This is a genomic window from Congregibacter sp. (assembly GCF_965660375.1).
GTDB lineage: Bacteria > Pseudomonadota > Gammaproteobacteria > Pseudomonadales > Halieaceae > Congregibacter.
Genome location: NZ_CBFHZO010000126.1, coordinates 14,855 through 28,721 on the forward strand (window position 1 = coordinate 14,855; position 13,867 = coordinate 28,721).

At 58.5% G+C, this 13,867-nt stretch carries 12 protein-coding genes; 10 read left to right on the forward strand and 2 right to left on the reverse strand.

All coding sequences use genetic code 11. The features are described from left to right. Window positions 1–84 precede the first annotated feature (84 nt). From mpl to ACTG3T_RS13200, 3 genes are read left to right on the forward strand one after another with little or no spacing between them, the layout of a single operon-like run. Complete coding sequence (mpl, locus tag ACTG3T_RS13190; RefSeq protein WP_439102745.1) at window positions 85–1,455, forward strand: UDP-N-acetylmuramate:L-alanyl-gamma-D-glutamyl-meso-diaminopimelate ligase; 1,371 nt, start codon at window positions 85–87, stop codon at window positions 1,453–1,455. A gap of 58 nt (window positions 1,456–1,513) precedes the next feature. Then, window positions 1,514–4,144 (forward strand): efflux RND transporter permease subunit, encoded by a 2,631-nt coding sequence (locus ACTG3T_RS13195; RefSeq protein WP_439102746.1) that lies wholly within the window; start codon window positions 1,514–1,516, stop codon window positions 4,142–4,144. After that, complete coding sequence (locus ACTG3T_RS13200) at window positions 4,141–4,731, forward strand: LON peptidase substrate-binding domain-containing protein (protein ID WP_439102747.1); 591 nt, start codon at window positions 4,141–4,143, stop codon at window positions 4,729–4,731. Before ACTG3T_RS13195 ends, ACTG3T_RS13200 begins: the two co-directional genes overlap by 4 nt. 15 nt (window positions 4,732–4,746) lie before the next feature. On the opposite strand, the gene rnt is transcribed toward ACTG3T_RS13200, so the two are convergent. Together rnt and pyrC are read right to left on the reverse strand one after the other, a co-directional pair. Further along, window positions 4,747–5,379, reverse strand: coding sequence for a ribonuclease T (rnt, locus tag ACTG3T_RS13205; RefSeq protein ID WP_439102748.1), 633 nt, complete (start codon window positions 5,377–5,379; stop codon window positions 4,747–4,749). A gap of 3 nt (window positions 5,380–5,382) precedes the next feature. Beyond that, on the reverse strand, window positions 5,383–6,432 hold the full coding sequence (pyrC, locus tag ACTG3T_RS13210) for a dihydroorotase (RefSeq protein ID WP_439102749.1): 1,050 nt from the start codon (window positions 6,430–6,432) through the stop codon (window positions 5,383–5,385). A gap of 135 nt (window positions 6,433–6,567) precedes the next feature. Between pyrC and ACTG3T_RS13215 the strand changes: the two genes are divergently transcribed. The 7 genes from ACTG3T_RS13215 (at window position 6,568) to ACTG3T_RS13245 (ending at window position 13,866) form a co-directional block, all read left to right on the forward strand. Next, window positions 6,568–7,788, forward strand: a complete 1,221-nt coding sequence (locus ACTG3T_RS13215) for an argininosuccinate synthase (protein WP_439102750.1) — start codon at window positions 6,568–6,570, stop codon at window positions 7,786–7,788. Between the two features lie 64 nt (window positions 7,789–7,852). Next, window positions 7,853–9,346 (forward strand): flavin-containing monooxygenase, encoded by a 1,494-nt coding sequence (locus ACTG3T_RS13220; protein ID WP_439102751.1) that lies wholly within the window; start codon window positions 7,853–7,855, stop codon window positions 9,344–9,346. Between the two features lie 158 nt (window positions 9,347–9,504). Beyond that, window positions 9,505–10,071, forward strand: coding sequence for a peroxiredoxin (locus ACTG3T_RS13225; RefSeq protein ID WP_439102752.1), 567 nt, complete (start codon window positions 9,505–9,507; stop codon window positions 10,069–10,071). 139 nt (window positions 10,072–10,210) lie between these two features. Beyond that, a complete protein-coding gene (locus ACTG3T_RS13230; RefSeq protein WP_439102753.1) occupies window positions 10,211–10,525 on the forward strand; it encodes a hypothetical protein in 315 nt (104 codons plus the stop codon). 13 nt (window positions 10,526–10,538) lie between these two features. Beyond that, entirely contained in the window at window positions 10,539–11,165 is a 627-nt protein-coding gene (locus ACTG3T_RS13235) for an alpha-ketoglutarate-dependent dioxygenase AlkB family protein (protein ID WP_439102754.1), read from the forward strand. 71 nt (window positions 11,166–11,236) lie between these two features. Continuing rightward, on the forward strand, window positions 11,237–12,661 hold the full coding sequence (ppnN, locus tag ACTG3T_RS13240) for a nucleotide 5'-monophosphate nucleosidase PpnN (RefSeq protein WP_439102788.1): 1,425 nt from the start codon (window positions 11,237–11,239) through the stop codon (window positions 12,659–12,661). Between the two features lie 62 nt (window positions 12,662–12,723). After that, entirely contained in the window at window positions 12,724–13,866 is a 1,143-nt protein-coding gene (locus ACTG3T_RS13245; RefSeq protein ID WP_439102755.1) for a PQQ-dependent sugar dehydrogenase, read from the forward strand. The last annotated feature ends 1 nt before the right edge of the window (window position 13,867 follow it).

Genomic DNA, 13,867 nt, shown 5'->3' on the forward strand with positions numbered 1-13,867 from the left:
ATGCGGGGCTCGCTGTGCACCGCGGGGCAGGGCCATAGTGTGATGCCGTGCTAGACTTTCGCTCTTTTTCTGCGGAGATCGGCTGTGCAACAGCGTCTGCACATTCTTGGCATATGCGGCACGTTTATGGGCGGGCTTGCGCTCATCGCCCGGGAGCTCGGGTGGGAAGTGAGTGGCTGCGATGCCAACGTTTATCCGCCCATGAGCGATCAGCTTGCGGCGGCCGGTATTGCCCTCCAGGAGGGCTTTGATCCGGAGCATCTTCCCGAGGATGCCCTGATTGTAGTGGGTAATGCGCTGTCCCGGGGCAACCCCGCAGTCGAAGCCGTTCTCGACCGGGGGCTGCCCTATCAATCAGGGCCCGAGTGGCTCGCGGAGGCGGTGCTGGCCGATCGCTGGGTGCTCGCCGTGTCGGGCACCCACGGCAAGACCACTGCCAGCAGTATGCTTGCCTGGATTCTCGAGGACGCGGGACTGGCGCCGGGTTTCCTTATCGGCGGTGTGCCCCTTGATTTTGGTGTGTCTGCCCGCCTGGGCGGCGGCAGTTTTTTTGTTATCGAGGCGGACGAATACGACACGGCATTTTTCGATAAGCGCGCCAAATTTGTTCACTACCGGCCCCGTACCCTGGTGATTAACAACCTGGAGTTTGATCACGCAGATATCTATCCCGATCTGGCGGCCATCCAACGTCAGTTTCATCATCTGATTCGCTGCGTTCCCGGCACAGGTCGGGTGATTGCTCCCGCCGGGGTGCCTGCGGTGGAGCAGATGCTGGAGCTGGGCTGTTGGACACCCCGGGAGACCCTGTCGGTGAGCGATCAAAACGCCGACTGGGAGGCTGCTCTGGATGAGCCCGGCGCGTCACACTGGACGCTCACTGCTCCGGGGGGTGAACGCCTGCCTGTGAGTTGGGCGCAGCGGGGCGCGCATAACGTCGCCAATGCCCTGGGGGCCTGCGCGGCTGCGCGGCATGTAGGGGTAACGCCCAAGCACGCGGTGGAGGCGCTGGAGCGATTTGCCGGCGTTCGGCGACGGCTCGAACTGCGCGGCGAAGTAGGCGGGGTGCGCGTATATGATGACTTTGCTCACCACCCCACGGCGATTGCCAGCACCCTTGAAGCCATGAAGGGCGCGGCCAATCGCCAGCGCGTGCTGGCCGTTATCGAACCACGATCCAATACCATGCGTATGGGAGACCATCGGGCCGCGTTAGCGCCGTCTACCGTCGATGCCGACGCCGTGTTCTGGTACCAGCCCAGAGCGCTGGGCTGGTCCCTTGACGATGTCCTGGCGAGGAGCGAGGTGCCGGCGACCATCAGTGAGGATATGGATGAGTTGGTGGCGCGCATCGTCGGTGAATCTCTGCCCGGTGATGATGTCGTAGTGATGAGTAACGGCGCCTTTGGCGGCATCCATGAGCGTTTGCTGTCGGCATTGGCGCGCAAGCCTTAGTCAGCCGGTCAGCAAGAATATTAGTTAGAACATTATCAAGAACAACGGGAGTAACTGTATGTTGGCCTTTTACGAGCAGTTAGTGCTGCGGCGCCCTGTCGCGGTACTCAGTCTGCTCGCAGTGTTGTTGTTTCTGGCGTTGCTGCAGTTTCCCAAGATACGCATCGACGCGTCCGCCGACTCCCTGCTGCTTCAGGGCGATCCAGCGCTGGAGTATTTCAGGGAGGTGGGCAGGCGTTACAGTAGCGAAGAATTTATCGTTATTACCTGGCGCCCGGACGCGCCGCTCCTGTCCGATGAATCGCTTCAGCCCCTGTCCAATCTGGCGGATGAGCTTCGCGAGTTGCCTGGTGTGTCCTCCGTGGTGACGGTCCTGGATGTGCCCCTGCTCCAAAGCCCTCCGGTAGGCCTCTCACAGGTCACTTCCGGGGATCCGCTGCCTACTCTTAAAGATTCTGACGTTGATCGGGGTCAGGCGCTGGAGGAATTTACTCAAAGCCCTCTCTACAGCAACTTGCTGGTGGGAGAGGCGGGCGATGTGACGGCCATTCAGGTCAATCTCGAGCGCGCCGACGGTGATGCCGAGCTCCTGCGCGAGCGGGAGGAGCTTCGCCAGGCGGAGCGCGACGGAGAGCTCAGCAGTGAAGCAGGGTTGCGTCTGGCGGTGGTGGAAGCGGCGGTGAAGCGTCGCAACGCCGAGCAGCTGACTCAGCAGAGCAATCTGGTGGCCGGTGTACGGGACGTGGTGCAGGGTTATCGCGATCATGCGGGAATATTTGTGGGCGGGTTGCCCATGATTGCTGCCGATATGGTGAGCTTTGTCCGCAATGATCTGCTGCTCTTTGGCAGCGCTATTCTTGCGACCATGGTGCTCGTGCTGGCGCTGATCTTTCGGCGTGTCAAATGGGTGGTTATTCCCCTGTTGAGCTGTACCGTGGGCGTGGCCTACACCCTGGGAATTCTGGGTTTTCTTGACTGGCGCATGACGGTGATTTCTTCCAACGTGGTGGCGGTGTTGTTGATCGTGGGCCTCGCTATCGCCATTCATCTGGTGGTGCGTTACCGGGAGATCCACACGGACGATCCGGATGATCCTTTGCACAACAGGGTGCGCGACACCATGCGGCTTATGGCAGTGCCCTGCGTCTATACCGGGGTAACCACCATGGTGGCCTTTGTGTCGCTCGTGGTGTCGGGCATCCAGCCGGTCATTGATTTTGGCTGGATGATGACCCTGGGGATCTGTGTTGCTCTGCTGGTGTCCTTTAGTCTGGTGCCGGCGCTCATGCTGCTGTGGGGTAAGGATCCCAAACCCGCCGTCGGTGGCGAGAGCGCGCCGTTTACCCTGCGGTTTGCCGCCATCGCCGATCATCATGGTTCCCTGGTGCTCTGGGGCAGCCTCGCGTTGAGCGTGTTTGTGGTGATGGGTGTGCTGCGTTTGCAGGTTGAGAATCGCTTTATCGATTACTTCAAGGAAAGCACGGAAATTTATCAGGGCATGGAGCTTCTGGATGCCAGACTCGGTGGCACGATTCCCCTGGACATTGTGGTCGCGGCGCCGGACAGCTCTGCACCGCTTCCCGGACTTGAAAACTCCGCAGGGGAACCCGGAGACCCTGTGGCGGCTGACGACCCCTTTGCCGATGAATTCGACGATCCTTTTGCCAGTGACGCCGGCGCCTCGTCTGCCAATGATGATCTGCTGGCTGAGGACGGCTTCGATGACGATCCTTTCGGGGATGATGCCTTTGCCGGAGGCGATGACGCCTTTGCCGGCAGTAACCCCGAGGCCAGCGTCGATCCCGGTTTCTGGTTCAGTCTTGAGGGCATGCGTCTTATCGATCGGCTCCAGGGCATCGTGGATGACTACAACGAGACCGGTAAGGTCCAGTCCCTGTCGACGACCTTTGAGCTGTTTCGCCAGCTTTTGGGTGACGACATGGGCAGTGTGGAGCTGGCGTTGGCGCGCAACGCACTGTCGGAGGATATCTCCCGTCAGTTAGTCACGCCCTACTTCAATGCGGAGCGGGATGAGGCGCGCATCACCGTCAGGGTCAAGGAGACCAGCGAAGATTTGCGGCGGGCGGCATTCCTTCGGGATCTGGATCGCGCCTTTAAGGAAGAAGGTGGCCTCGAGGAGGGGCAGGCGCAGTTCACGGGCATGCTGGTGATGTACAACAATGTGCTGCAGAGCCTCTTTGCCTCACAGATACTCACTCTGGGTGCGGTGTTTGCCGTGATCCTCGTGATGTTCTGGATTCTCTTCCGGTCCTTTTCCCTCGCCCTTATTGCCCTGACTCCCAATCTTCTGGCGGCGGGCATGGTGCTGGGGATTATGGGCTTTGCCGGCATTCCGCTGGATATCATGACCATCACCATTGCTGCGATTGTGGTGGGTATTGGTGTGGATAACTGTATCCACTATGTCCATCGCTTCAAGCGGGAGTTTCCGGCGGATCGCGATTATCTGGCGACCATGTATCGCTGCCATGGCAGCATCGGGCGCGCGATGTACTACACCACGCTGACCCTGGTAGTGGGCTTCAGTACCCTCACCCTGTCGAACTTTAATCCCAGCCTGTACTTCGGCGTGTTAACAGTAATTGCCATGACCGCGGCCGTCATAGGTGCACTGCTGTTGCTGCCGCGATTGATCATGCTCTTCAAGCCACTGGGTGCGCAGTCATGACTGAAATCGCTTTTTTTCCGTTGTCGGCGGTGCTTGTGCCCTATGGCCGCATGCCGCTGCAGATTTTCGAGCAGCGCTATCTCGATCTGGTGAAGTCGTCCATGCGCAGTGGTGAGGGTTTTGGCATGCTTCGTATCGAGCGGGGTGTCGAAGTGGGGTCCGCGCGGCTTCCTGAGCTGGCAAACATCGGAACCGTCGCATCCATCGTTGACTGGGATCAGCTGGACAACGGTTTACTGGGCGTCACCGTTGAAGGAGGGCAGCGCTTCCGACCCGGGGAATTCTGGCGGGAGAATAACGGCCTGATCCGCGGTGAGGTGGATCTGTTGCCGCCGCTGGAGCCGGCAGCGATGATTGATGCCTGGGAACCCATGCGCACGGTGCTCCAGGGCCTTGAGGCTCACCCGCACGTGCAGCGTATCGGCATGCCCTTGGATATGTCCGACGCCTGGCAGGTGGCCTACAGTCTGGTGCAGCTACTCCCGCTGGAGGAAGACCTCAAGGTGGAGTTACTGTCGCTCACGGTGATCGAGGAGCTTATGCGGGAATTGGATCTGCTCCTCAACGCGCTCAGCGGCGAAAGTTAGTCGGATAGCTACGGGCTACCCGTCAGCAGAAGACGGCGTCCCGGGCACCCAGCCTCCCAGCTGTTGCCAGGTGTTGACGATGCCACAAAACAGCTCTGCAGTGCGCTCTGCGTCGTAGGCCGCCGAGTGAGCCTGCTCATTGTCAAAGGGAATGCCCGCCTCAAAGCAGCTTTTCGCCAGAACCGTTTGTCCATAGGCCAGGCCTGAGAGCGTTGCGGTATCGAAATGGGAGAAGGGGTGGAAGGGATTGCGTTTAATCTCGCAGCGCTCCACTGCCGCGTTCAAAAAACCCGCATCAAAATGGGCGTTGTGGCCCACCAGAATGGCGCGGGTGCATTCCTGGTCCCGGATCTCCCGCCGGATGATCTGAAACAATTCTCCCAGCGCTTCTTTTTCCGCCAGGGCCTCCCTGAAAGGGTGCCAGGGATCGATGCCGGTAAAGTCCAGCGCTGACTGTTCAATATTGGCGCCCTCGAAGGGAGCTACGTTAAAGCTGTGGGTCTCATGGACGGCTATTTGTCCCGAATCGTCCATACGCACGACGGTTGCCGCGATTTCCAGAATGGCGTCGGTGGAGGAGGAAAACCCACCGGTCTCCATGTCGACAATCACCGGCAAAAATCCGCGGAAGCGCGACTTCATGGTCATGGGTCAGGCCGCTCCCGCATCGACGACTTGCCAGCGCAGGGTCTCGCCCGCGCGCAGGGGCACCATGCGTGTGTCTCCCAGGGGAATACTCTGGGGTACCTCCCAGGCGACACGGCGGAGTGCCACGGTATCGCTGTTTCGTGGTCGGGCATAGAAGTCCGGTCCGCGGAGCGAGGCGAAGTCCTCGAGCTGATCAAGGGCATTCATGTCTTCGAACACCTCAGCATAAAGTTCCAGGGACGCATGGGCGGTGTACACCCCCGCGCAGCCGCAGGCACTCTCTTTGGCTTCCTGTTCATGGGGAGCAGAGTCCGTTCCCAGAAAGAAACTGCGATCCGTGCCGGTAGCGGCCTTGCGGAGTGCTTCCTGATGTTGCCGCCGTTTGAGAATGGGCAGGCAGTAATAGTGGGGCCGAATGCCGCCCACCAGCATGTCATTGCGGTTAAGCAGCAGGTGGTGCGCGGTGATCGTTGCGGCGACTTTGGGGCCTGCCCCTTTCACAAACTCCACCGCATCGGCGGTGGTGATGTGCTCCAGTACGACGCGCAGTTTGGGGAAACGCTCGACGATGGGTGCCAGGTGCTCGCCAATGAAGGCCGCCTCGCGATCAAAGATATCCACGTCTGCATCGGTGACTTCGCCATGCACCAGGAGTGGCAGGTCTACCTCTTCCATGGTGGCAAGTACCGGGTAGAGCGCCTCCAGGGAGTTGACCCCCGCCGCGGAATTCGTCGTGGCACCCGCAGGATACAGCTTTACGGCGGCCAGCCAGTCAATCTCAGCGGCCTCGCGAATATCCTCGGCACTGGTGCCGTCGGTGAGGTAGAGCGTCATCAGGGGGTCGAACTGCCGCGGCGCATCCTGCATGCTGCGCAGTATCCGCTGACGGTACTCTGCGGCGAGGCGCGCATTGGTGACCGGTGGCACCAGATTGGGCATAACAATGACGCGGCCCATGTAGCGGGCCATATCGGCGGAGGTTTGGGTCAGAGAAGCGCCATCTCTGAGATGACTGTGCCAGTCGTCGGGGCGAATAAGAGTTAGGGTGTCCAAGGGTCTGAGCCGAGCTGAAGAAGGACGTTGATGCTACCGCAAAGGTGCCAGTGACGACACTCTCCAGAGGACCTGTTCGTGCACAGAGTGCGCCGCGGCGGTAGACTTGCGCTCTTTTAGGTTTCGGGGAGCAGTATGGCGAAGGTAAACAAAGTGGTTTTGGCCTATTCCGGGGGATTGGATACCTCGGTGATTGTGCGCTGGCTACAGGATCACTACGACTGCGAAGTGGTGACCTTCACCGCCGACATCGGGCAGGGCGAGGAAGTGGAGCCGGCCCGGGCAAAAGCCGAGGCGCTGGGTGTCAAAGAAATCTACATCGAGGACCTTCGGGAGGAGTTTGTCCGCGATTACGTGTATCCCATGTTTCGCGCGAACACGATCTATGAGGGGGAGTACTTGCTGGGCACCTCGATCGCCCGCCCCCTCATCGCCAAACGTCTGGTGGATATTGCGACGGAAACCGGTGCCGATGCGATTTCCCACGGTGCAACGGGCAAGGGTAACGACCAGGTGCGCTTTGAGCTGGGTGCCTACGCGCTGAAACCGGGCATTCAGGTGATTGCGCCCTGGCGCGAGTGGGATCTCAGCTCCCGCGAATCGCTCATGGCCTACTGCCGCGAGCGGGATATTCCTGTAGATTTTGCTGCGGCGGGTAAGAAGTCGCCCTATTCCATGGACGCGAACCTGCTACACATTTCCTACGAGGGTGGGATTCTTGAAGATCCCTGGGCCGAGGCCGAGGAGTCCATGTGGCGCTGGAGCGTCAGCCCCGAGGAGGCGCCCAACACGCCGACCTATATCCAGCTTCAGTTCCGCGGTGGTGACATCGTGGCGATCGATGGCGAGGAAATGTCGCCGGCAACGGTGCTCGCAGAGTTGAACCGTATTGGGGGTGCTAACGGCGTAGGTCGTCTGGATATCGTTGAAAACCGCTACGTGGGCATGAAATCCCGGGGTTGCTACGAGACTCCGGGAGGCACCATCATGCTCAAAGCGCATCGTGCTATCGAGTCCCTGACCCTGGACCGCGAGGTGGCCCACCTGAAGGATGAGTTGATGCCGCGCTACGCCAATCTCATTTACAACGGTTATTGGTGGTCGCCGGAGCGGCAGATGCTGCAGGCGGCCATTGATCAATCCCAGTCGGTGGTCAACGGAGCTGTGCGCCTCAAGCTGTATAAAGGAAGCGTGTCGGCGGTGGGGCGGAGCTCCGATGACAGCCTCTTTGACGAGAGCATCGCGACCTTTGAAGATGACGCCGGCGCCTACGATCAGGCGGATGCCGAGGGCTTTATCAAGCTCAACGCCCTGCGCTTGAGAATCGCCGCGGGTCGTGGTCGCAGCGCCAGGTAGAGCCTCGGCAGCATGCGACACTGATGCCGGCGAGCTAATAAATATATTTTCAGGGTAGAAATCTATGAGCGACATTCTTGATGTAGTGATTATTGGTGCGGGGCTATCCGGAGTCGGTGCTGCCTGTCACATGAAGCGCAGCTGTCCCGAGCGAAAAATCGCTATTCTCGAAGGCAGGGAGCGCAGCGGCGGCACCTGGGATCTGTTTCGCTACCCGGGCATCCGCTCCGACAGCGACATGCACACCCTAGGCTATAGCTTTAAACCCTGGGAGGCATCCAAGGCCATTGCGGATGGTTCCTCTATTCTCAGCTACGTGCGGGAGACGGCAAAGGAATACGGCGTTGAATCGCTTATCCGTTACCAACACAAGGTAAAAAAGGCGAACTGGGATAGTCAGGAGCAGTGTTGGGAGCTAACCATCGATGATGGTGCCAGCGGGGAGCCAACAAGTTTGAAAGCCCGTTTTTTGCATTTGTGCGCGGGCTATTACAACTACAACCACGGACATCAACCGGAATTCCCGGGACGCGATACCTTCAAGGGCGAGTTCATCCACCCGCAGTTTTGGCCCGAAGACCTGGACTACGAGGGTAAGCGAGTACTCATCATCGGTTCCGGTGCCACGGCAATGACGCTGGTGCCCTCCATGGCCGACAAGGCAGAGGAAGTGGTGATGCTCCAGCGGTCGCCTACCTGGGTCGTGTCCCGTCCCTCCACGGACTGGATTGCCAATCTACTGCGTTCCGTTTTGCCCAAGAGCTGGGCTTACAGCGCCACGCGCTGGAAAAACACCCGCATGCAGCACTGGCTTTACAAGAAAACCCGGAAGCAGCCGGAAAAAGTGCGCCAGATGCTCCTCGACCGAACGCGCAAGGAGTTGGGCGATGCCGGCGATATGGCTGACTTCACGCCCCAGTATGATCCCTGGGATCAGCGACTTTGCCTGGTCCCCGACAGCGACCTCTTTGCCGCGATAAAGAGTGGCAAGGCGCGGGTAGTCACCAATCAGATTGAGACACTGACTCCCGAGGGCGTGCGGCTTGAAGATGGAACCGAGATCGCGGCGGACATTATCGTGTCGGCCACCGGTCTCGAACTGGAGCTGATGGGCGGCATTGATCTTCAGGTGGAAGGTGTGCATTTTGATATTCCCTCCAGCTGGTCCTACCGCGGCATGATGTGCACCGGCTTGCCTAACATGGTGTCGGTGTTCGGCTATATCAACGCCTCCTGGACCCTCCGCGCGGATATTGTGTCGCAGTGGATGTGTCGCCTCCTCGCGCACATGGACAGCACAGGGGCAACGGTAGTGACAGCCGAGATTGAAGACGATCTTCCGGCCATGACGCCGCGGCCGTGGATTGATGATTTTTCCGCCGGCTATATGCAGCGGGTCATGCACTTGTTTCCTAAGCAGGGCGATCGTAGCCCCTGGGTGAATTCCCAGAACTACTTGCGAGAGAAGCGGGAGTTTGAGGAAATGCGCTTTGACGAAGCGGCTCTGCGCTATAGGTCTCCCGCCGACATCGAGTCCGAGGCTCAGCGGGCTGCTTAAAATTGATCGATAAAATCGAACATGCAGTGCGATAAATATCGTTTTATCGATTGTAAGATCTTCGTTATGATGTTGCGGTTAGATAGCTGGGATAGTGTTCGCGATATACATCGCAAGACCAGCAGTACTTTTATTCATTAATTAAGGAGAGCTTAGACGTGACGACACAGGTACCAGAAGCGACTTTCAAAACCCGCGTACGCGACGAGTCCGTAGGCGGTGACAATCCTTTCCGTTGGGAAGAAAAGACCACGGCCGATATCTTCGGTGGCAAGAAAGTGGTTGTTTTCTCACTGCCCGGCGCCTTCACACCCACCTGTTCCTCTAACCACCTGCCGCGCTACGACGAGCTCTACGATGAGTTCAAGGCGCAGGGTGTGGACGAGGTAATCTGTGTGTCGGTCAATGACGCATTTGTGATGTTCAAGTGGGGCCAGGAGCAGGGCAACAAGAACATCTTTTTGCTGCCTGACGGCAACGGTGAGTTCACCCGCAAGATGGGCATGCTCGTCGACAAGTCGAACATTGGCTTTGGCATGCGCTCCTGGCGCTACTCCATGCTCGTCAATGACGGCAACATCGAGAAGCTGTTCTCGGAAGCGGGTTACTGCGACAACGGCGAGACAGATCCCTTTGAGGTCTCCGACGCCGATACCATGCTGGCTTACCTCAAGGGCACGGAGTCCGAAGGTGTATCTGAGCCGCGAAAAGCCTTTGTTGGCTGAAGAGTCGGCTAAGTAAAAGCTTCATAGACCTGGGTCAGCACAGCTTGACCCGCAAAAACCCGCTCCCTCCCCTGAGAGCGGGTTTTTTTTGTCTGAAACATGGCATCCTTGGGTTTTTGGTTTGATCAGGAAGTTAGCTATGCCGTGGCCTGACCCGGTCTCCCTCGAGGGCGAGTTTGCAAGCTTGATTCCCCTGCAGGCAGAGCACGCTGATGCGCTGGCCCTGGCGAGCGATGACGGTGAGGTATGGCGGGCCTGGTACACCAACGTGCCCGCACCCGCAGACGTGGCTGCCGAAATGGCGCGCATCGGTGCAAAGGCTGACGGGATTCTTCGGAACCATAGTCGTCATCACAACGGCACCCTGCGGGACACCTGCGCGTATTCGATTCTGGACAGCGAGTGGGCTGGAGTGAAGGCCGCAGATTACATGCTGGGGTTTGATGCCCAGTGAGGTGTGCTGAGTCGTGACGGAACTCTTCGCAGTGGACGATTCGGAACACCTCGACTTGCCTGGAGGCGAGCTGCTTTTTTTTCGCGCGCCAGATCTTGGCGCTGACCCTGATGATCTTTTTGAGGCCGTGGAACGGGAAGTTGCCTGGCGTCAGGAGCCCATAAAGCTTTTTGGTAAAACCTATATGCAGCCGCGCCTGCTCGCCTGGTATGCCGATGCTGGCGTGTCTTACAAATATTCGGGCATCCGTCATGATCCCGAGCCATGGACACCTCAGCTTGCGGCACTGCGCGAACGCGTCGAGACACTGAGCGGGTCGCAATTTAACAGCGTGCTTGCAAATCAGTACCGTGATCATCGCGATAGCATGGGTTTGCATGCGGATGATGAGCCGGAGCTCGGTGCGCAGCCGGTGATTGCTTCGCTCAGCCTCGGAGAGGAGCGAATCTTCAGACTCAAGTATCGACACGACAAAAACATCAAGGCGGTGAAATTGCCCCTGACCTCGGGAAGCCTGCTGATCATGCGCGGCGATACCCAAAAAAACTGGCGTCATGAGGTTGCCAAGCAGAGCCAGCCCTGTGGTCCGCGCATCAATCTGACCTTTCGCTACGTGTATCCTTCTCAGGCTCAGGGCTAACTGGCTTCGGGCTTTTTGTGCTTAGCCGGGCAGTTCAAGATCCTGTCATGTCGCCACGTTATACTGACCCCATGAATATTCCTGATCAGCTTGTCGGTGAAACCACCGGCGGCAATGAAGTTACCCTACCGCGTATTGCTCGGGCCTCCGTGCGTCCGGTGCAGACCCTCGACCTGCTCACCCAGCGCGAGATGGCGAGTCTGGCGAATGCCGATGCCAGCCTCCACGAATTGTTTCGCCGCTGTGCTTTAGCGATTCTGAATACGGATGGTTATGTAGATGATGCGCGCAAAGTCTACGAGGCCTATGCGGATTTTGATCTGCAGGTTATCCCTGAGCCTCGGGGTCTTAAATTGGAGCTCTTTAACGCGCCGGGGGAGGCCTTTGTTGATGGCAAGATGATTGAAGGGATCCGGCATCATCTGTTTTCTGCCCTGCGCGATATCGTTTACACCGAGCACAAGCTGGCGGAGCAGCAAACCTTCGATTTGAGCAGCCCCGAAGGGGTCACGGATGCAGTGTTTCGTATCCTTCGCAACGCCAACGTGGTGCGCAGTAACGTGCAGCCCCGGCTGGTGGTGTGCTGGGGCGGGCACTCGATTTCCCGCGTCGAGTACGACTACTCCAAGACCGTGGGCTATTCCCTGGGACTCCGCGGCTTTGACATCTGTACCGGTTGTGGTCCCGGTGCCATGAAGGGGCCCATGAAAGGCGCCGCCATTGCCCACGCTAAGCAGTTAAGCAGCAATACGCGCTATGTGGGTTTGTCCGAGCCGGGCATTATCGCCGCGGAATCGCCTAATGCCATTGTGAATGAGCTGGTGATTCTTCCGGACATTGAGAAACGGCTGGAAGCTTTTGTTCGCGTGGCCCACGGAATTCTGGTGTTTCCGGGAGGCGTAGGTACCGCCGAAGAAATCATGTTTTTGCTGGGTATCAAGATGCATCCGGCAAACGCGCATATGGAACTGCCGTTGATTTTTACCGGACCCCGAGAGAGCGCTGACTATTTTGCCCAGATTGATCGCTTTTTGCGCGACTGCCTGGGCGAGGAAGTGAGCGAGCATTACAAGATTATTAACGCCGATCCCGCTGCTGTGGCGCGGACGATGAAGGGCGCTATCAAAGCGCTGCGACGTCAGCGCATCGAGCAGAATGAGTCCTTCAGCTACAGCTGGACGTTGCATATCCCCGAGGAGTTGCAGCACACGTTTTTGCCCACCCATGACAATATGGCCGCCCTTGCGCTCCATCGGGATCAGCCCGCGCATCAGCTCGTGGCGGAGCTGCGCCGGGCCTTCTCGGGGATTGTGGCGGGCAACGTAAAAGACTTCGGGGTGAGAGCCGTTGAAGCCCATGGTCCGTATCAACTTCACGGAGAGGGCGAGGTTATTGCCGGGTTGGCCGGGTTGCTCGAGGGCTTTGTGCGCGACGGACGTATGAAGATCGATCCAGCATCGTATCGCCCCTGTTTCGAGGTGGCCGGTCAGGCTTGATGCGCGTCTGGCAATGTTTCCCCATAGAATCGTAAACAAATGAAAAAGGATAAGGATTGAAAATGAAGCTTTTGCTGAATCCGGCGCTGGCACTGGCCGCGCTAGTGTTCCTTTCACCGGCTTATGCCGAACTACCGTTCACCGTCACCGAGGTGAGTCAGTTTGATGAGCCCTGGTCCGTGGCCGAGATGCCCGACGGACGGCTCCTGGTTACGGAGACAAAAGGCAACCTTATTATCGTAGACACCGATGGCAAACAGTCCCGTCCTGTGAGCGGCGTACCTGATGTTAATTACGGCGGACAGGGTGGTCTGGGCGACGTGGTGCTGCACCCGGACTTTGCAAAGAACGGCATGGTCTATCTCAGCTACGCCGAGGCCGGGGTTGCGGGGACGCGCGGTGCGGCGGTGGCCCGGGGTGTCCTTGATGCATCCGGTCGCCGGCCTGCTCTGAGTGATGTCGAGGTGATCTGGCGTCAATATCCTAAGCTGCTGGGTTTTGGACACTACAGCCATCGCATGCTTTTTGATGATGACGGTTATCTGTGGATTTCGTCTGGCGATCGCCAGAAGTTCACAACATCGCAGGACATGCAGTCCAATTCCGGCAAGCTCCTCCGTCTCCACGAAGACGGCACTGTGCCCGAAGACAATCCCTTCGTAGATTACTACTCTGAAAACCCCCGCGTCGGCCGCGGTGGTGTGTATCCCCAGATCTGGTCCTTAGGGCACCGGAACCTGCTGGGGTTGGCCCTGGACCTGGACGGTCGTCTCTGGGAGATTGAGATGGGCCCTGCGGGCGGTGACGAGCTCAACCTCATCGAGCGCGGTGCGAATTACGGTTATCCGGAAGTATCCAATGGCGATCACTATGATGGCCGAAAAATGCCCAACCACGACACCCGACCGGAGTTTAACGAGCCGGCACTGTGGTGGACGCCGGTGATTTCCCCCGGCGATATGCTGATTTATCGTGGGAAAGCATTTGATGCCTGGAGAGGCGACGCCATCATCGCGGGGCTTTCGTCAAAAGCCATTATTCGCGTAGAGCTGGGTGATGATGGGTCTGCCGAAGAGGTGGAGCGCTTTGATATGGGTGCGCGTATCCGCAGTGTTCAGGAGGCAGCGGATGGCAGCATTTTGGTGCTGGAAGACGACTACGGCGACAGCAAAGGACGTCTCCTTCGTCTGACGCCGGCATCTTAAG

Coding starts and splice junctions, on each gene's coding strand:
- ACTG3T_RS13195 (WP_439102746.1), top strand. CDS start 1,514: ATGTTGGCCTTTTACGAGCAGTTAGTGCTGCGGCGCCCTGTCGCGGTA.
- ACTG3T_RS13200 (WP_439102747.1), top strand. CDS start 4,141: ATGACTGAAATCGCTTTTTTTCCGTTGTCGGCGGTGCTTGTGCCCTAT.
- rnt (WP_439102748.1), bottom strand. CDS start 5,379: ATGACCATGAAGTCGCGCTTCCGCGGATTTTTGCCGGTGATTGTCGAC.
- ACTG3T_RS13215 (WP_439102750.1), top strand. CDS start 6,568: ATGGCGAAGGTAAACAAAGTGGTTTTGGCCTATTCCGGGGGATTGGAT.
- ACTG3T_RS13220 (WP_439102751.1), top strand. CDS start 7,853: ATGAGCGACATTCTTGATGTAGTGATTATTGGTGCGGGGCTATCCGGA.
- ACTG3T_RS13230 (WP_439102753.1), top strand. CDS start 10,211: ATGCCGTGGCCTGACCCGGTCTCCCTCGAGGGCGAGTTTGCAAGCTTG.
- ppnN (WP_439102788.1), top strand. CDS start 11,237: ATGAATATTCCTGATCAGCTTGTCGGTGAAACCACCGGCGGCAATGAA.
- ACTG3T_RS13245 (WP_439102755.1), top strand. CDS start 12,724: ATGAAGCTTTTGCTGAATCCGGCGCTGGCACTGGCCGCGCTAGTGTTC.